Origin of the sequence: Actinomadura meyerae, assembly GCF_900188445.1 — a bacterium.
GTDB classification, from domain to species: Bacteria; Actinomycetota; Actinomycetes; order Streptosporangiales; family Streptosporangiaceae; genus Spirillospora; species Spirillospora meyerae.
Map to the genome: position 1 here is coordinate 107,480 of NZ_FZOR01000003.1, position 17,019 is coordinate 124,498.

The 17,019-nt window shown below is 75.0% G+C and carries 15 protein-coding genes; 11 read left to right on the forward strand and 4 right to left on the reverse strand.

The window, feature by feature from the left end; all coding sequences use genetic code 11:
• Nucleotides 1-79 precede the first annotated feature (79 nt).
• The 8 genes from CHF16_RS05110 to CHF16_RS05145 all read left to right on the forward strand — a co-directional run bounded on the left by CHF16_RS05110 (nt 80) and on the right by CHF16_RS05145 (nt 11,057).
• Complete coding sequence (locus tag CHF16_RS05110) at nt 80-1,306, forward strand: hypothetical protein (protein ID WP_143227879.1); 1,227 nt, start codon at nt 80-82, stop codon at nt 1,304-1,306.
• A 2-nt stretch (nt 1,307-1,308) separates the two neighbouring features.
• Nucleotides 1,309-3,756, forward strand: coding sequence for a serine/threonine-protein kinase (locus CHF16_RS05115; protein WP_089324725.1), 2,448 nt, complete (start codon nt 1,309-1,311; stop codon nt 3,754-3,756).
• Nucleotides 3,753-5,084, forward strand: coding sequence for a protein phosphatase 2C domain-containing protein (locus CHF16_RS05120; RefSeq protein WP_089324726.1), 1,332 nt, complete (start codon nt 3,753-3,755; stop codon nt 5,082-5,084). Before CHF16_RS05115 ends, CHF16_RS05120 begins: the two co-directional genes overlap by 4 nt.
• The gene (locus CHF16_RS05125; protein WP_089324727.1) at nt 5,081-6,418 is read left to right on the forward strand and encodes a VWA domain-containing protein; all 1,338 of its coding nucleotides are present in this window, start codon (nt 5,081-5,083) and stop codon (nt 6,416-6,418) included. The genes CHF16_RS05120 and CHF16_RS05125 overlap by 4 nt, the downstream gene beginning before the upstream one ends.
• 2 nt (nt 6,419-6,420) lie before the next feature.
• Complete coding sequence (locus tag CHF16_RS05130) at nt 6,421-7,326, forward strand: FHA domain-containing protein (RefSeq protein ID WP_089324728.1); 906 nt, start codon at nt 6,421-6,423, stop codon at nt 7,324-7,326.
• Nucleotides 7,323-8,840: a hypothetical protein gene (locus CHF16_RS05135; RefSeq protein ID WP_245868227.1), complete on the forward strand. Its 1,518-nt coding sequence runs from the start codon at nt 7,323-7,325 to the stop codon at nt 8,838-8,840. The genes CHF16_RS05130 and CHF16_RS05135 overlap by 4 nt, the downstream gene beginning before the upstream one ends.
• Nucleotides 8,828-9,682 carry a glutamate ABC transporter substrate-binding protein gene (locus CHF16_RS05140; RefSeq protein ID WP_245868228.1) on the forward strand — a complete coding sequence of 285 codons (855 nt, stop codon included), beginning with the start codon at nt 8,828-8,830 and terminating at the stop codon, nt 9,680-9,682. The genes CHF16_RS05135 and CHF16_RS05140 overlap by 13 nt, the downstream gene beginning before the upstream one ends.
• Nucleotides 9,683-9,869: 187 nt before the next feature.
• Nucleotides 9,870-11,057, forward strand: a complete 1,188-nt coding sequence (locus tag CHF16_RS05145; protein ID WP_089324730.1) for a hypothetical protein — start codon at nt 9,870-9,872, stop codon at nt 11,055-11,057.
• Here CHF16_RS05145 and CHF16_RS05150 read toward each other — a convergent pair.
• On the reverse strand, nt 11,021-11,656 hold the full coding sequence (locus tag CHF16_RS05150; protein ID WP_179271394.1) for a hypothetical protein: 636 nt from the start codon (nt 11,654-11,656) through the stop codon (nt 11,021-11,023). The two genes, CHF16_RS05145 and CHF16_RS05150, sit on opposite strands and share 37 nt — an antisense overlap.
• Before the next feature lie 137 nt (nt 11,657-11,793).
• Here CHF16_RS05150 and CHF16_RS05155 point away from each other — a divergent pair, with 137 nt between their 5' ends.
• From CHF16_RS05155 to CHF16_RS05165, 3 genes are all read left to right on the forward strand, one after another.
• Nucleotides 11,794-12,312, forward strand: a complete 519-nt coding sequence (locus tag CHF16_RS05155) for a PH domain-containing protein (protein WP_245868229.1) — start codon at nt 11,794-11,796, stop codon at nt 12,310-12,312.
• A gap of 133 nt (nt 12,313-12,445) precedes the next feature.
• The gene (locus CHF16_RS05160; RefSeq protein WP_143227881.1) at nt 12,446-13,042 is read left to right on the forward strand and encodes a hypothetical protein; all 597 of its coding nucleotides are present in this window, start codon (nt 12,446-12,448) and stop codon (nt 13,040-13,042) included.
• Nucleotides 13,039-15,504 (forward strand): ATP-binding protein, encoded by a 2,466-nt coding sequence (locus tag CHF16_RS05165; RefSeq protein ID WP_089324732.1) that lies wholly within the window; start codon nt 13,039-13,041, stop codon nt 15,502-15,504. The genes CHF16_RS05160 and CHF16_RS05165 overlap by 4 nt, the downstream gene beginning before the upstream one ends.
• Nucleotides 15,505-15,561: 57 nt before the next feature.
• On the opposite strand, the gene CHF16_RS05170 is transcribed toward CHF16_RS05165, so the two are convergent.
• The 3 genes from CHF16_RS05170 to CHF16_RS05180 are packed head-to-tail and all read right to left on the reverse strand — an operon-like array spanning nt 15,562 to nt 17,013.
• The gene (locus CHF16_RS05170) at nt 15,562-16,188 is read right to left on the reverse strand and encodes a hypothetical protein (protein WP_089324733.1); all 627 of its coding nucleotides are present in this window, start codon (nt 16,186-16,188) and stop codon (nt 15,562-15,564) included.
• On the reverse strand, nt 16,185-16,430 hold the full coding sequence (locus tag CHF16_RS05175) for a zf-HC2 domain-containing protein (protein WP_089324734.1): 246 nt from the start codon (nt 16,428-16,430) through the stop codon (nt 16,185-16,187). The genes CHF16_RS05170 and CHF16_RS05175 overlap by 4 nt, the downstream gene beginning before the upstream one ends.
• Nucleotides 16,417-17,013, reverse strand: coding sequence for a hypothetical protein (locus CHF16_RS05180; protein WP_089324735.1), 597 nt, complete (start codon nt 17,011-17,013; stop codon nt 16,417-16,419). The genes CHF16_RS05175 and CHF16_RS05180 overlap by 14 nt, the downstream gene beginning before the upstream one ends.
• Nucleotides 17,014-17,019 lie beyond the last annotated feature (6 nt).

Consider the following 17,019-nt stretch of genomic DNA (forward strand, 5'->3'; position numbering starts at 1 on the left):
GTATGCGGAAAACTGAGGCTCCACAACGTGCTCTATTCGGGGGAATCGGGGGCGAACATGGCTCGACCGAGGAGCGGCGTTGAGTGACGCGCGGGTGACCGGCCCCCCATTGAGCCGCGAGGAGGCCGACCGGACGCTGGCGCGGCTCCGGGACGAGCGCGAGCGGATCGGCTCCGCGCTGCTCGAACTGGAGGCCCACCAGGGGTACCAGCTGCTGGAAGGCGCCACCCTGACCGGGGAGACGCGGCGCGTGCAGGAGGACGTGCGGTCCCGCGCGGCGTCCCTGTGGACGCTCTTCGACCTGTACGGCCGCACGGTCGACGCCGCCGAGGACCTCCGGGCCCGCCACGGCCGTCCGGGGCAGGCGCAGCTCGCGGAGCTGACCCGGCTGCTCACCGGGCCGTCGGTGGAGCTGCCGGTCCGGGAGGTGCCGCTGGAGCGGCGGACGCTGCTGGCCGTCCCGTCCGGGGAGCGGATCACGCTGCGGGCGGCGGTCGACCGGATGACGGCGCTGTACGAGGAGATCGCGCGGTCGGTCGCCGCGCTCGACACGGTCTGGTCGACGCTGCTGTCCCGGCTCGCCGAGGTCGAGGCGGAGCGGCGCGGGGCCGCGGAGCTGCTGGAGTCCCTCGGCGGGAGCGACCCGGAGTTCGACCGGCTGCGCGCGGAGCTGGAGTCGGCCGCGGCCGTGGTGCGCGCCGACCCGCTGGCGCTGGCGCGCGACGGGCGCGCCGACACCGCGCGGCTCGACGGGATCCGCACCGGCCTCGCCGGGGTGCGCCGCGGGCTGGCCGAGGCCGAGCGGCTGCGCGACGGCTTCGCCGACCGGATCCGCGGCGTCGCCGCCGCGGTGGAGCGGCTGCGCGCCGCGGAGGCGGAGGCGCGCGCGGTCCGCGCCGAGGTGCTCGCCAAGATCGCCTCCCCGGCGCTGCCCGACCTGCCGGAGGCGGCCGCGGTGCTCGCCGACCGGCTCGCCGCCGTCGCCGCGCCGCCGCGCGGCGGCTGGCACCGCCTGGCCGAGCGGATCGCCGACCTGGAGCGCGCCGCCGCGACCGCGCTGGAGCGGGCGGTGGAGACCACCGGCGTGATCCGCGGCCTGCTGGACCGCCGCGAGGAGCTGCGCGGCCGGCTGGAGGCCTACCGGGCGAAGGCCGCGCGGCTCGGCCACGCCGAGGACGCCGAACTCGCCCGGATCTACGAGCAGGCCCGCGAACTGCTGTGGACCTCCCCCTGCGACCTGCGGAAGGCGACCGTGTCGCTCTCCGGCTACCAGCAGGCCATCATGTCGCGGGCGAAGGGAGCGTAACGATGAGGCAGTGCACCGAGCCGGGCTGCGGCGGAACCGTCGAGGGCGGCTACTGCGTCGTATGCGGCGTGGCATCCTCGCCCGGAATCCCGGCCCCGACCCCGGCCCCGGCGCCGCCGTCCGCGGCGGGCGCGTGCGCGCAGCCGGGCTGCGGCGGGACGATCACCGACGGCTACTGCGACGTGTGCGGCAGCCCGCCCGCGAGTCCCGCGCCGTCCGTGCCGGCGCCCCGCCCGGCCGCCGAGCGCGCCGACGACGCGTGCGGCCAGGCCGGCTGCGGCGGAAAGATCATGGACGGCTACTGCGACGTGTGCGGCTCGCCGCCCGCGCACACCTCCCTCGTCGCCCCCGCCGGCACCACCGGCAGCGCCCGCACGGGCAGCACCCGGACGGGCAGCACCCGCACCGGGTCCTCGCGCTCGTCGGGCCGCCGCGGCATGCTCGGCGCCGGGCTGGTGGAGGTGCCGCGCGTCCCCTACCGGGACCCGTCCAGCGCGGTGATGAGCGACCCGCAGGTCGCCGAGGCCAAGCGGTTCTGCAGCAGCTGCGGCGAGCCCGTCGGCCGGGGGCGCGGCGACCGGCCCGGCCGCACCGAGGGGTTCTGCCCCAAGTGCGGCACGCGCTTCTCCTACACCCCGAAGCTCAACCCGGGCGACCTGGTCGGCGGGCAGTACGACGTGCTGGGGTGCCTCGCGCACGGCGGCCTCGGCTGGATCTACCTCGCCAAGGACCGCAACGTCAGCGACCGCTGGGTGGTGCTGAAGGGCCTGCTGGACAGCGGCGACGCCGACGCGATGGCCGCCGCGGCGGCCGAGCGGGCCTACCTCGCCGAGGTCGAGCACCCCAACATCGTCAAGATCTACAACTTCGTGCAGCACGACGGCGACGGCTACATCGTCATGGAGTACGTCGGCGGCGAGTCGGTCAAGGACATCCTGCTGCGGCAGCCGCAGCCGCCGGGCGAGAAGCACCTGCCGCTGGCGCAGGCCATCGCCTACGGCCTGGAGGCGCTGCGCGCGTTCGAGTACCTGCACGCGCAGGGCCTGCTGTACTGCGACTTCAAGCCGGACAACGTGATCCAGTCGGAGGAGCAGCTGCGGCTCATCGACCTCGGCGGCGTCCGGCGGCTGGACGACCCGGACGGCGCCATCTGGGGCACGGTCGGCTACCAGGCCCCCGAGATCGCCGACGAGGGCCCCTCCATCTCCTCCGACCTCTACACGGTCGGCCGCGCGCTCGCCGTGCTCAGCTTCCCCTTCCGGGGCTACACCCGGACGTACGTCCATTCGCTGCCGCCCGCCTCCGACGTCCCGGTGTTCCAGCGGTTCGAGTCGTTCCACCGGTTCCTGCTGCGCGCGACGCACGCCGATCCGGACGAGCGGTTCCAGGACGCGGCGGAGATGGCCGAGCAGCTCACCGGTGTGCTGCGCGAGGTCCTCGCCGCCGAGGACGGCACGCCCCGGCCCGCCCCGTCCGGGCTGTTCGGGCCGGAGCGGTTCACCGCCCGGATGGCGGGCGGCGAGGCGGACGCGCACGCGCTGCCGCCCGTCCCGCCGGAGGTCGCCGCGGCGGCGCTGCCGGTGCCGCTGGTGGACGGATCCGACCCCGCCGCCGGGTTCGTGTCGGGCCTGTCGGCCCTGGAGCCCGCGCAGGTCGCGGAGGCGGCGGCGAACGCGCCCGCGCGCACCCCGGAGGTGCGGCTCGCGCTCGCCCGGGTGAAGATCGAGCTCGGCGCCGTGGACGAGGCCGGCGCCCTGCTCGACGAGCTGGACGCCGAGCGCCCCGGCGACTGGCGGGTCTCCTGGTACCGGGCGGTGGCGCTGCTCGCGCGGGGCCGGACGGCGGAGGCCGAGCCGCTGTTCGACCGGCTGTACGGGCTGCTGCCCGGCGAGGCGGCGCCCAAGCTGGCGCTGGCGTACTGCAAGGAGTCCTCCGCGCCCGCCGACGCCGTCCGCCTGTACGAGACGGTGTGGCGCACCGACCAGAGCTACCTCAACGCCGCGTTCGGCCTGGCCCGGGTGCACCTCGCCGCGGGCGACCGGGCCGCGGCCGCCGCCGCGCTCGACTCGGTCCCGAAGATCTCCATCCGGTACGTGCCCGCGCAGGTCGCGGCGGTCGCCACGGCGGTGCGCGGCCGGCCGCCCGCGGAGCTGTCGGCGGCCGAGCTGGTCACCGCGGGGAACCGGCTCGCCGCCCTCGACCTGGACGCCGAGCGCCGCGACCGGCTCGCCGCCGAGGTGCTGGAGGCGGCGCTCGACTGGCTGCTCTCCGGCTCCGGGACGGGCGGCGCGCAGGGCGGGTCGCTGCTCGGCGCGCCGCTGCGGGAGACGGCGCTGCGCCGCCGGCTGGAGGCGACGTACCGGGAGCTGGCGCGCCGCACCCGCGACCGGGACGAGTGCCGCCGGCTCGTCGACTCCGCCAACGCCGTACGCCCGAGGACGCTGCTGTGACCGACGACCCGACCGCCGCCGAGCACGCCAAGGCCGCGGAGCTGTCCTGCCCCGCCTGCGGCGAGATCGTCTACGCGGAGGAGGTCTACTGCGAGGAGTGCGGGCACCGGCTGACCGACGCGCCGCCCCCGCCGCCCGCGGCCCCCGAGCCCGCGGCGCGGCCGTGCACCGGCTGCGGCCGGACGGCCATCGACGCCGACGGCTACTGCGAGCACTGCGGGCTGCGCCAGCCCGCCGAGCGCGACCACGTCGAGCTGGAGCTGCCCGCCCCGGGCGCCGGCGGGCCGGTGGTCGCGGCGGGCGCCAGCGACCGGGGCCGCCGCTACAGCCGCAACGAGGACGCGATCGCCCTGGCCGCGCACGCCGCCGGGGTCGCGGCCGTGGTGTCCGACGGCGTCGGCTCGTCCCAGCGCCCCGAGGATGCCTCCCGCACCGCCGCCGACACCGGCGCCGCCGAGCTGGTGGCGCGGCTCGACGCCGGGGAGGACCCCGAGGACGCCACCCGGCACGCGGCGCTGCGCGCGGCGGCGGCGGTCGCCGCGCTCGCCACCTCCCCGGCGGACGCGCCGTCCTGCACCTATGTGTCCGCGGTGACGCGCGGCGCGACCATCACCGTCGGCTGGATCGGCGACAGCCGCGCCTACTGGCTGTCCGCGGACGGCACCGCGGCGCCCGGCGAGAACGGGTCACGGGAACCGGCACCCGGCGCCAGTGCCTCCCAGGACGCCGCCGGCACCGCCGACGCCCCCGACGCCGCCGAGGTCAGCACCGGCGACCTCGCCGAGCTGGGCCCGTCCCGGCGCCTCACCGAGGACGACTCGTGGGCGGCGTTCATGGTCGCCGAGGGGTCGCTGACCGAGGCGGAGGCCGAGGCGCACCCGAACGCGCACGTCATCACCGCGTGGCTGGGCGTGGACGCGGGCGAGGTCCGGCCGCACGTCGCGACGTTCCGGCCGGCGGGGCCCGGCACGCTGCTGGTGTGCAGCGACGGCCTGTGGAACTACTTCCCGGCGGCCGGCGACCTGGCCGCGCTCCTCACCGGCACCGCCGGCGACGCGGCCGGTGACGGCCGGGCGGACAACGGTCAGGCGGACGACGGCCGAACGGACGACGGCGGGGCGGCGGGCACCGGCGCGCTCGACCCGGCGGCCGACCCGCTCGGCACCGCCAGAGCCCTCGTCCGGCACGCCCTCGACGCCGGCGGCCGCGACAACATCACCGTCGCGGTGATCCCGCTCCCGTCCCCCGCTGCCCCCGCCTCCCCCGCCGCCCCCCGTCTCCCCGCCCAGAGCCGCGACACACCGCAGAGCACGGAGCAGCCCCGATGAGCGAGCACCCGCAGTTCACCGTCAAGATCGACCAGAACCGGTACCTCCCCGAGGGCGGACGCGAGGTCCACGCCATCGTGTCCGTCGAGGCCACCGCCGCGGACGGCGTGCCCGTCCCGTCCACCGCCCGCGCGTCCGAGGTGATCATCATCGACACCTCGGGCTCGATGTCCTATCCCGACACCAAGCTGCGCGCGGCCGTCGCGGCGGCGCAGGTCGCGATCGACACGCTGCGCGACGGCGTGGAGTTCGCGGTCGTGTCCGGGTCCAACACGGCCAAGATGATCTTCCCGAGGCATCCGGGGCTGGTCGCGGCGAGCCCGGAGACCCGCGCGGAGGCCAAGCAGGTGCTGGGCCGGCTGACCGCGGCCGGCGGCACCGCGATCGGGTCGTGGCTGCGGCTGGCGAGCCAGCTGTTCGACACGGTCCCGGGCGGGATCCGGCACGCGATCCTGCTGACCGACGGCAAGAACCAGCACGAGACCCCCGAGGAGCTGGACGCGGCGCTGGCGGCCTGCGGCGGCCGGTTCGTCTGCGACTGCCGCGGCGTCGGCACCGACTGGGAGGTCGCGGAACTGCGCAAGGTCGCCTCCGCGATGCTCGGCAGCGTCGACATCGTCGCCGACCCGGCCGGGCTCGTCGCCGACTTCCGGGCGATGACGGAGGCGGCGATGGGCAAGTCCGTCGCCGACGTCGCGCTGCGGGTGTGGACGCCGCAGACGGCGACGCTGCGGTTCGTCAAGCAGGTGATGCCCTCGGTCGAGGACCTCACCGCCAAGCGCGTCGACTCGGCGCCGCAGGCGGGCGACTACCCGCTCGGCGCGTGGGGCGCGGAGAGCCGCGACTACCACATCTGCGTCGAGGTCACCCCGGGCCAGGTCGGCGGCAAGGAGCTGCGCGCCGCGTGGGTGCGGCTCGTCGTGCCGGGCGGGCCGGGCGAGGAGGCGCAGGTCCTCGCGTCCGGGAACGTTCTCGCGCAGTGGACGGACGACGAGGCCCAGTCCACCAAGATCAACGAGCGGGTGGCGCACTACACCGGGCAGGCGGAGCTGGCCGCCGCGATCCAGGAGGGGCTGCAGGCCCGCCGGGACGGCGACCTCGACACCGCGACCGCGCGGCTCGGCCGCGCGGTCGTGCTGGCCGACGAGGCGGGCAACGACGCGATCACCGCGATGCTGCGCCGCGTCGTGGACGTCGTCGACCCGGCGACCGGCACCGTCCGGCTGAAGCGCGACATCGACAAGGTCGCCGAGATGGAGATCGAGACCCGGTCCACCAAGACGGTCCGGACCCGCAAGGACGAGACGGTGACCACCCGGCGGGGCGAGGGCTGAGCATGCCGAGCTGCCCCAGCGGACACCCCTCCCAGGCGGAGGACTACTGCGACGTCTGCGGCGAGCGCATCGGCGACGGCTCGTCCGCCCCGGGCGCCGCGGCGGCGAGCGCGGCGGGTGCGGCGGGTGCGGCGGCGGCCGGCGCGGTGCCGGGGCCGCCGGCCGGCGGCACGCCCTGCCCGGACTGCGGGACGCCCAGCATCGACCGCTTCTGCGAGACGTGCGGCTACGACTTCGCGACCGGCGGCGGCCTGCCCACGCCGCGGACGGCTCCCGCCCAGCCCTCGCAACCTTCGCAGCCCGCACAGTCTGTGCCACCCGTGCAGCCGGCGCAGCCGGGGCCGCCGACCGAGCCGTTCACTCCCCCGCCCGCGCCGCCGCACCGCGGGCCGTCCGAGCCGCCGCCCGCACCGCAGCCGCCGTCCCCGCCGTCCCCGCCGGTCCCGGTGCCGCCCGTCCCGGCACCGTCCGCGCAGCAGCCGCCCGTGTCCGGCGCCGCCTGGACGGCCGTGGTGACGGCCGACCGCGAGTACTTCAACACGGTGATCGCCGAGGAGGGGCCCGACTCCGCGTCGCTGTCGTTCCCCCCGTACGCGCCCGAGCGGCGGATCCCGCTGACCCGGCGCGAGGTCCGGATCGGGCGGCGGAGCTCATCGCGGCGGTCCCAGCCCGAGATCGACCTCCGGGAGCCGCCCGGGGACCCCGGCGTCTCCCACGTCCACGCGGTGCTGCTGGCCAAGCCGGACGGCACCTGGACGCTGGTCGACCCCGGCTCCACCAACCGGACCTGCGTCAACGGGTCCACCGAGCCCATCCCGTACAACGTGGAGGTCCCCGTCAAGGACGGCGACCGCATCCACGTGGGCGCCTGGACCACCATCACGCTCATCCGAGGCGAGGCGACATGACGGCCGTACAGCAGGCCACGCCGGCGGCGCCGCCCGCCGCTTCTCCTCAGGCGTCCGCGCCGGCCCCGCGGAGCGACGCCCCCGCGCGGCTCGTGCGGAGCGAGGGCGGCCCGCCCACCGGCGTCGCGCGGCTGCTCCCGCGCACGGTCGCGGCCCGCGTCCGGACGCTGACCGCGCTGTCGCTCGTCCTGCTGGTGGCCCTGCTCGGCATCGGCTGGGCGGCGATCGCGGACGCCCGCGAGGGCGTGCGGGTCATCGGGCACGACGCGGGCCCGCAGGTCGTCGCCACCGGCGACCTGTACTTCCAGCTCAGCGACATGGACGCGCAGCTCGCCAACGCGCTGCTGATCGGCACCGCGCCGGGCGGCGGGCGCGACGAGGCGCTCCGCCGCTACGACGACAACCGGCGGAAGGCCGGGGACGCGCTGCTGAAGGCCGCCAAGCTCGCCGACGAGACGACCGAGAACAACACCGCCCGCGACCTGCTCGACGCGCTCGGCCGCTACGAGCGCCTCGCCGGCCAGGCGCTGCTGCTCGACCGGCAGGCCCCGCACGCGTCCGGGAAGCCGTCGAAGCAGGTCACCGACCTGTACCGGCAGGCGACCGACCTGATGAAGCTCGACCTGCTCCCCAAGGCGTACAACCTGACGCTCGACAACGGGACCCTCGTCCGGCACACCTACGAGGACAAGCGCTCGGCGGTGCTCACGGGCCGCACGGGCCTCCTCGTCGCGGGGCTGCTGCTGCTGGCGACGCTGGCCGGCCTCCAGGTCTACCTGGCCAAGCGGTTCCGGCGGCTGCTGAACGTGCCGCTGGCGGTCGCCACGCTCGGGACGCTCGTCCTGGTCGCCGCGGGCGCGCTCATGCTGACCGGGCAGGCGAACCATCTGCGCAAGGCCAAGGAGGAGGGCTTCGACTCGATCCTGGCGCTGTCGCGGACGCGCGCCATCAGCAACAGCGCGAGCGCCGACCAGACCCGGTTCCTGCTCGATCCCGGACGCGCCGACGCCTACGAGCAGGTGTACCTGAGCAAGTCCCAGACGGTCCTCTACCTGAAGGCGGGCAACCTGACGCAGTACAACGCGGCCGTGCAGAAGGGCCTGTCGTTCGAGCCCGGACGGGCGCCGTTCCTCGGCTTCCTCGGCACCGAGGCCAACCGGCCCGCGGAGTCCGCCGAGCAGAAGGCGCGGCTGATGGGCGTCATGAACGAGGCCCTCAGCGCCTACCAGAAGGTCCAGGCCGACGACCGGCGGATGCGCGACCTCGTCAAGGCCGACCGGCGCGACCAGGCCGTCGCCGCGCGCGGTGCCGCCGCGGCCGACTTCACCCGGTACGACCGCGCCCTGCAGCAGCTCAGCGGCATCCACCAGGACGCCTTCGACGAGGCCGTCGAGGACGGGGACGGCGGGACGAGCGGCTGGTACGCCGTGCTGCCGATCGCGGGCGCCGCCATCGCCCTGCTGGTGCTCGCCGGGGTGCGGCCCCGGCTGGCGGAGTACCGGTGGTCGAAGTGAGGGCCCGGCGCGCCGCGGCGGCCGCCCTCGCCGCGCTGGCGGTCCTCGGCGCGGGCGCCGGGTGCGGCGTCGCCGACGCCGGAGAGGCGTCGGTCGCGGACAAGGACGCGCTCGTCATCGGCGTGAACGGCGACCAGCCCGGCGTGGGGATGCAGACCGGCGGCGGAGCCTACGAGGGCTTCGACATCGACATCGCCAAGGAGATCGCCGAGCGCCTCGGTGTGGACCGGTCCGCCGTGCGGTTCAAGCGGGTGTCCTCGGCGACGCGCGAGGACATGCTCCAGAACGGCGACGTCGACCTGGTGGTGGCGAGCTACTCCGTCACGCCCGAGCGCAAGGTCAAGGTCGCGTTCGCGGGCCCCTACTACGTCGCGCACCAGGACATCCTCGTCCGCGCGGCCGACGCCGAGAAGGTGAAGAGCATCCACGACCTGGCGGGCCTGCGGCTGTGCAAGGTCCGCGGATCGGTGTCGTTCCCGCGCATCCACGACGAGCAGGGCGTCGCCGCGCTGCCGGTCGAGCGGGACGGCTACTCCGACTGCCTCACCGACCTCGTGGAGAACCGGCTGGACGCGGTCTCCACCGACGACCTGATCCTCGCCGGGCTGGCGGGCAAGGCGTCCGGAAGCGGCCACCGGCTCGCGGTCGTCAACGCGCCGTTCACCGACGAGCCGTACGGCGTCGGCATCCGCAAGGGCGATGTGGACGGCTGCGAGGCGGTGAACAAGGCCATCACCGGGATGTACCAGGACGGCACGGCGGCGCGCCTGCTGACGCGGTGGTTCGGCGCCTCGGGGCTGAAGCCGGTCACGACGGTCCCGCAGTTCGAGGGCTGCGTGTGAGCGGCGCCGGTCAGCTGCGGCGCCGCTAGCACGGAGCCGGTTCCGGCACGCCGCGAAGCAGGGTCGCCGCCACCGTCCGGTCATAGAGATCAATCGGTTGCGTAAGTTCCGGTCGGCGCGCGTGATCGTAAGTTATGGTCGCGATCAAAACCCGGTCCGGCAATCACCGTCACCCCCGAGGAGCACCATGACGACGGTCATCCTGGTGGTGATGTGCGTCGTGGTGGCCGCGTTCGAGCTGTACGCCGGCAAGCAGAGCCGAGACCAGGCCAACGCGTTCACCCGCCGGATCGACGAGCTGAACGACCAGGTCACCAAGCAGAACAACGTGCTGGTCACGGTGGGCGAGCAGCTCACCGCCGAGCTGTCGCGGGTCAAGCAGGACGTGCTGCCCGCGCTCGACGGCCGGCTCCGGCAGAACACCGGGCAGGTGGAGGAGCTGGCGGGCCTCGTCCACCGGGCCGACGACTACCTGCGCGCGCAGGCGGACCGGCTGCGCGAGCTGGAGCAGCAGCGGGTCACGCTGGCCGCGCTGCGCCGCAAGCTCGGCGAGGTCGAGACGTCGGTGCGCGCCGTCACCAGGGCGCACGGCGAGTCGGCGGCCGGGAAGGTCGACGCGGCCCTGGACCGGCTCGCCGACATCGAGCGCGGCGGCGCCGAGATCCTGGAGCTGCAGCGCACCCTCACCCGCACCCTGGAGGGCGTCGAGGACGTCGTCGCCGAGCTGCTCCAGTTCACCGAGGGCGAGCTGGACGACACCGTCACCGCCGCGCTCACCGGCCGTCCCCGCGCCCACGGCGACGCCGTGACCGCCACCGGGCGGCTGTGGACGCGCGACGGCCGGCTGGAGGACATCCTCACCGAGATGTACGAGCGGTGCGTGCGCGCGAGCCGGCTGAACGTCCGGTTCCGCACCGCCGAGGGCGCGAACGGCACCGCGCCCGGCGGGCCGGAGCGCCGCCGCTACTTCCTCGGCGGCCACGCCTCCGAGGACCTCGCCGGCGTGTTCAGCGCGCTGCTCATCTCCACCGGCGCCGACCTGCCGCACAACGGCGCCCACGAGTCCCGGCGCGGGCTCGCGCGGGTCGAGCCCGGCGTCCCCGCGGGGGTGGAGCCCGCCCGCGCGCCCGAGGACGAGACGGCCCTCAAGTCCCTGCTGCGGACGCTCGCCGAGAGCTCGGGCGCCGTCGCGCAGATCGGCCCGCTGCTGGCCGTCCGGACGCGGGACGAGCTGCTGTGCGCCGTGCTGACGGCCGCGCAGTCGCTGGAGCTGGAGAGCGACGAGGTGTTCTGGGACCCGGCCGCCGCGACCGTCCGGCTGCGGCGGCTGCCGTCCCATCAGCTCTGGGACCTCACCGCCTGGGCCGCGCCGTAGGGCGCCGCCCCCGAAGGCACCGCCCCCGAAGACCGGGCGCCGGTGGGCGGGGCGCCGTAGACGCGCACGGTCCGCTCGGCGGGGCCGCCGATGCGCACGTACAGGGGGCATCCGGCGATGCCGGTCAGCGGGTCGACCTCGGCGCACAGCCCGATCCCCGCCGCGCGGTCGAGGAACACGACGTTCTCCACGGCGCGTGCGCCGCGCACCGCGTACGGGACGGAGTCGGCGTCGCCGGTGTCGATCAGCTCGTCGAACGTCAGCCGCCGCGCGAACCGCATCAGCGCGTCCGCGTCCACGACCCGGCTCCCGATCGCCGCGGCGGGGCCCGCGGCGACGATGCCGAAGCTCGGGTTCTCCCGGCCGCGCACGTAGATCTCCCGGTCCGGTTCGAGGCCGCGCCGGCGGTCGGGCACCTGCACGCCGAACCCCGCGCCGGCGGTCAGGTAGGCGGGCGGGCCGAACCCGCCGGCCGCCGCCGTCCCGCGCCGGACCCGCACCGCGCCCGCGGGCAGCTCCCAGCCGGGCAGGTACACGCCGAGGCCGCGCAGCAGCAACCGCCAGATGGGCCGTCCCGTCACGTCCGGCGCGAACTCCATGGCGACCATCATCCGGTGCCGCGGCTCCCGCCGACAAGATCCTCTCGGGGGGCCAGAGCCCTTACCGCGCCGCCGCTGCGCGCCGCGCGCCGCGTGGGCTACCGTGGATCCAACCGGATCATGACGAGGACGCCGCCGTGAATCTGCAGGACATGATGGTGCACCGCGACACCTCGTCGCGCACGGTCGACAAGTACCTGATGTCCTACGAGGGGCGCGTCATCGCGGTGCGCCGGCACCCGGCCGTCCTGCTCCCGCCGGCCGCGATCGTCGTCGGCGGGCTCATCGCGTGCGGCGCCGCCAGCGCGTGGACCGGCATCGGCTGGCTCTGGGCGCTGTGGCTGGTCGCGGTCGGCTACCTCATGTGGAAGGTCCTCGCCTGGTCGATGGAGTTCTTCCTGGTCACCGAGCACCGGGTGATGGTGGTCAAGGGCGTTCTCAACCGGGACGTGGTGATGATGCCGCTGTCCAAGGTCACCGACATCACGCTGAACCGGTCGATGACCGGCCGCCTGCTCGGGTACGGGGAGTTCCGCACCGAGTCCGCGGGCCAGAAGAAGTGGTTGCAGAGCGTCAACTTCATGCCGTACCCGGAGCAGCTCTACCTGGAGGTCTCCTCGGTCATCTTCGGCAGCACCGACGCCTCCCCCGACTGACCGCCTCCCGCGCCCGGCGGGCCAAGGCCCCGTCTATGCGGGGCATGCCCGGCCGTTTCCGGTCAAGGCAACATTGACGCACTTGTGTCACGTTGCCCAGTGTCCCCGGCCTCGCCGTGTGAAACTCTCCGGCATGACGCAACAACCACCCGAACCTCCTCCCGCGCAGCCCCCCGCGCCGCCCCAGGTCCCGGGCTCGGTGCTGCGCGTGCCGCTGGAGGTCGTCCGGCTCCTGAAGGGCGAGCCGGTACTGCTCGGCGGGATGGGCGCGAGCGCGATCGTGGTCATCATCGCGTTCTCGCTGCCGGACACGGGACGCCCCTACGCCTGGGTGGTGGCGGGGCTCATGTTCGTCCTCTGCCTCGTGCGCGCCGTCTTCCTGGGCGTGCGGGAGGTCCGCCAGACCGGAACCGACCAGATGAGGCACCTGTTCGGCGACGCGGACGGCACCAACCGCCTGGACCTCGGGGCGAAGGTCAAGGCCGACGACATCGATCTGAACTCCTCCCGGGGGAACGCGGCGCGGATCGGCAAGAAGGGCGTGGTCGGCAACCTCACGATGCGCGCCGGCACGGCACAGCCGCCCGCGCCCCGCCCGCCGGCCGTGGACACCCCCGAGCCGCGTGACGCGGAGCATCCCGCCCTCCGGCAGCCCGCCGCGGACGAGGAGCCGGAGTCGTCCACGCGATCGGACCGGGTCGGGCAGGACCGGCCGGGTGACCGCGCATGACCCTGTTCGTCGGCCGCGAGGCCGAGCTGCGCGCCTCTCTCGATCTGCTCGCCACGGTGCGCGAGGGCGCGGTGCAGGACGTCGTCGGCGTGCACGGCATCGGCAAGTCGATGTTCCTGGAGAAGCTGGCCCAGGAGGCGGCGCGGCTCGACGGGACGCAGGTGTTCTCCGTCGACATGAAGCGGCACGGGCTCGGCGAGGGCTTCCGGAACGACTTCGGGGCGCAGGCCAGCACGGCCGTCCTCGTGGAGACGTTCAACCGCTCGCGCGAGCTGATGAAGCTGTTCGCCGAGCCGCCCTGCCGGGAGTTCGACGCCTTCCGGCAGGCCGCGCAGTTCCAGAGCCGCCGCGCCGACCGGGTCCTGTACGGCAACGCCCTGCACGTCGGGCGCCGCGGGCGGATCGAGAAGGCCGAGATCACCAACGTCATCGAGGTCGGCGACGAGGAGGTCCGGCGGCAGATCCGGGAGGCGCAGAGCGAGATCGACGACGCCTTCCTGCGGGCCTGGACCGAGTTCACGCTGAACCGCCGCGTCCTCATCACGGTCGACACCTTCGAGCTGATCGCCGACGACGAGATGGGCCAGTGGATGACCCGGCTAGCGCTGCGGCTCCCGCGGACCCTCATCGTCATCGCCCGGACCCCGTCCGACCACAGCTTCGGTACCTACTCCCCGCAGTTCCAGCAGGTCCCGCTCGACAACTTCACCCCGGCCGAGGTGCGCGACTACCTGGCCCGGCGCTTCGGCCCCGAGGTGCCCGACCCCGGGCTGGCAGAGGTCGCGCACGCCTTCACCGACGGGCATCCCGGCGGGGTGAGCCTGGTCGCCGACCTGATCGGCGAGAAGGGCGCCGCCGCGCTCGGCCCGCGGGAGCTCCACCGGCTGCTGGACCGCCTCCCCTCCGATCCCGAGCAGCGCTGGGCCGAACTCGTCAACATGATCCTGGAGGCCGTCCGGGAGCCCCGGCTGCGGCAGGCGGTCGAGGCCGCCTCGATCACCAGCACGTTCGACGGCAAGCTGCTCGCCGACCTCATGCGCGCGGACGGGGCCGACGACGGCCGCAACACCGGCGACATCATCGGCAAGCTCCGCGGGCTCCGCCTCCTCCAGCAGGTCCCGGCGCTCACCGGCGAGCCGTCGGACCGGTTCCGGCTGCACGAGTTCATCCGCCGCTCCGTCTCGCTCCGGCTGCGGACCCACCACCGGTACGAGCGCTGGATCCCGCTGCACCGCGCCGCGGCCGAGCACTACTACGGGCTCCTGCGGGGATGGGAGGACGACAATTACGACTCCTACGGGTCGTGGTACCGCCTGGAGGACCCCGACTGGCAGGAGCAGAAGCGCGAGTGGCTGTTCCACGCCGGGATGCTGAGCAGCCGGCGCGCCGTGACGCGGGCCAGGTTCACGCTGGTGTTCCTGGAGTCCGTCTGGTGGTGGGCGTCCTACCTGCCGTTCCCGCTGACCCGCCGGCTCCTGGCCGACTGGGGCCGCGCCTCGGACGTGTGGAGCGGCACCCGCAGCACCGCCCCCGTCTCGCTCGCGCGGCGCAAGACCGACGACCAGCAGCTCACCGACGCGCTGACGTTCCTGCTGGACAACTATCCCGTCAGCTACCTCAAACCGGCCAGCGCGCCGTGGGACGACCTGCGCGGCAAGCTCCTCCTCATCCGCAGGCTGTGCGGGCTGCGCGGCCCGGCGGCCAAGGACACGACCCCGGAGGAGGCCGAGGACATGGCGAGGGCCGACGCCCTCATCACCGTGTTCCTCGCCCACACCCGGCGGTTCAAGGATCCCGCCGACCCGCGTGCGGAGAGCTACTACGAGGAGGCGCTCAGCCGCTTCGAGCAGCTCGGCGACGAGTGGAACCGCGCCTGGATGTTCTACGAGCACGGCGACCTGGCGCTCGAACGGGGGGACCTCGACCTGGCCATGGCCAGGATCGCCGAATGCGGGCGCCGGGCGCGTGCCCTGGCCGAGCGGACCGAGGAATGGGACCACGAGTTGCTCGCGAACGCCCACCGCACGCAGGCCGACGTCTTCTGGGCCCGCGACGATATGCCGCGCGCGGGCGCGGCCTACGGCCGGGCGGTCGCGCACGCGTACTGGTTCCAGGGGATGCCGCACGCCCCCGACGAGTACTCCCAGCAGTTCTACGTGGAGATCACCACGCGTGCCGCCGAACGCGTGGCCGCCCTCGCCGACCGCCCATCGCCGCTCGGCCCGTTCGCGGACTCGCTCCTGGCGGAGGTCCCCCGCGAGGGCGAACCTCCGGACGCCACCGGCCTCGGCACCGATCTCGTCCAGATCAGGACCCGGCTCTTCCCGGCGGGCCCCACCTCGGACGAGATACGGCTGGAGGAGTCGGCGTTCATGGGCGACTGGAACGTCCTCTTCGAGGACGCCGCGGACCCGGTGGCGGGCCTGGAAGCGCTCGCGGCGAACGCCGAGCCCGATCCTTGAGCCGGGCCGATCCTTGAGCCGGGCCGATCCTTGAGTCGGGCCGTGCGCGCGCGGGGATCAGGTCTCGAGGCCGAGCCGTTCGGCGAGCCACTCGGCCTGCCAACGGCGTTCCCGCTCGTAGAGGTCGGCGTGACCGGCGTCCGTGCGGTGGTTGGCCGCGCGAGCGGCGATGTAGGCCACGGTCGCGGCGGGATACGCCTCCGCGGCCTCCTCGGCGTCCACGACGAGGCCGCACAGCCGCCCCGCCCGCGACGCGAAACCCGCCGCCTCGGCGCACGCACGGGCGGCCTCTGCGACGCTGCCCGGACCGGCGCCCTCCAGCCGCTCCGCCTCCGCGGCGAGCCCCGCCGCACGCAGCTCCCCGGCGGCGTGGGCGGCGGCGCGCCCGACGCACGCCGAGGCGAACTCCGCCGCGGTGGACGGCGTCCACTCCGCGGACCGGTCGAGCAGCCTGGCGGATCGCGCGACCACCTTGTGCGGCAGTTCGACGACCGGCGCGGCCAGCTCGACGGACCAGAGCTCCTCCCCCAGCCAGTACGGGAGGTCGGCCGGGCGGCAGGCGTGGAACCCGGCCGCGCACTGCTCGGTCCCGTCGGCGGCGTACCACGTGCCGGGCTCCCAGACATGGCCGGTGAACGGGCTCCTCGTCCCGGCGCGCAGGAACTTCCAGTAGGTCGAGGTCAATGGTCCCGCCCGTGTTCGACGATGCCGGCCAGCCGCCGCCGCAGCGCCTCGTCCGGCATCGCGGCGGCCACCGAGCCGAGCGCCGACAGCGCCGCGTGCGCCTTGTCGTTCTGCGCCATGCACGGCGGGCAGAAGAGCAGGTGCTGCTCGTAGGCCTCCCGTTCGGCCTCCGGGAGGGCGCCGGCCTGCCAGCGGAACAGCAGCCCCGAGACCACCTCGCAGCTCACGTCAGCCGCGCGCATGCGCGCCCTCCCTCACCGCCACGTCCAGCGCCACGACGTAGCTCTCCCGAGCCGACTCCAGCAGCACCTCCTGCTCCTTCCGCCCGTACCCCGACACCGTCTCCGCCTGGTCCTCGCGGAGGGCGGCCACGTCCCGCAGCACCAGCAGGAGACGCGGCCCCGGCGGGACGGCCCGCAGCGCGGCCAGCACCTGGCCGGGCTCCGGCGTCAGACCGGGCGGCCAAGCCGGCGGCTCCTCGTCCCACCAGCCCGCCCACGGGTCGTCCTCGCCGAGGAACGTCCCGGGCCAGACGGTCTCCCGGCCGACCGTGTCGAGCAGCCCGTCCTCGTCGAGGACGTCCACCACGTGGCCCAGCACGGCCGCACGCAGGCCCGCCTCCGGACGGCGGCCCGCGGAGAGGTCGGCGACGAGCCGCTCCCAGGCGCGGGCCGCACTGTCGCCGGGCCCCGCGTCCAAGGCGAGGGCACGGGCGAGCAGGTCCACCACGGGATGGTCGCGGCGGAGCAGTGCGTCCAGCGCCGCGACGTCCCCGGCGCGGATGCGCCGGCCCGCCTCGAGATCGGCGGCCTCGTCCCCGGGCATGCGCTC

Bases quoted from the DNA above. Each gene is read 5' to 3' on its own strand.
- CHF16_RS05130 (WP_089324728.1), top strand. From the start codon at position 6,421: ATGCCGAGCTGCCCCAGCGGACACCCCTCCCAGGCGGAGGACTACTGC.
- CHF16_RS05165 (WP_089324732.1), top strand. From the start codon at position 13,039: ATGACCCTGTTCGTCGGCCGCGAGGCCGAGCTGCGCGCCTCTCTCGAT.
- CHF16_RS05115 (WP_089324725.1), top strand. From the start codon at position 1,309: ATGAGGCAGTGCACCGAGCCGGGCTGCGGCGGAACCGTCGAGGGCGGC.
- CHF16_RS05180 (WP_089324735.1), bottom strand. From the start codon at position 17,013: ATGCCCGGGGACGAGGCCGCCGATCTCGAGGCGGGCCGGCGCATCCGC.
- CHF16_RS05135 (WP_245868227.1), top strand. From the start codon at position 7,323: ATGACGGCCGTACAGCAGGCCACGCCGGCGGCGCCGCCCGCCGCTTCT.
- CHF16_RS05175 (WP_089324734.1), bottom strand. From the start codon at position 16,430: ATGCGCGCGGCTGACGTGAGCTGCGAGGTGGTCTCGGGGCTGCTGTTC.
- CHF16_RS05150 (WP_179271394.1), bottom strand. From the start codon at position 11,656: ATGGAGTTCGCGCCGGACGTGACGGGACGGCCCATCTGGCGGTTGCTG.
- CHF16_RS05145 (WP_089324730.1), top strand. From the start codon at position 9,870: ATGACGACGGTCATCCTGGTGGTGATGTGCGTCGTGGTGGCCGCGTTC.
- CHF16_RS05160 (WP_143227881.1), top strand. From the start codon at position 12,446: ATGACGCAACAACCACCCGAACCTCCTCCCGCGCAGCCCCCCGCGCCG.
- CHF16_RS05125 (WP_089324727.1), top strand. From the start codon at position 5,081: ATGAGCGAGCACCCGCAGTTCACCGTCAAGATCGACCAGAACCGGTAC.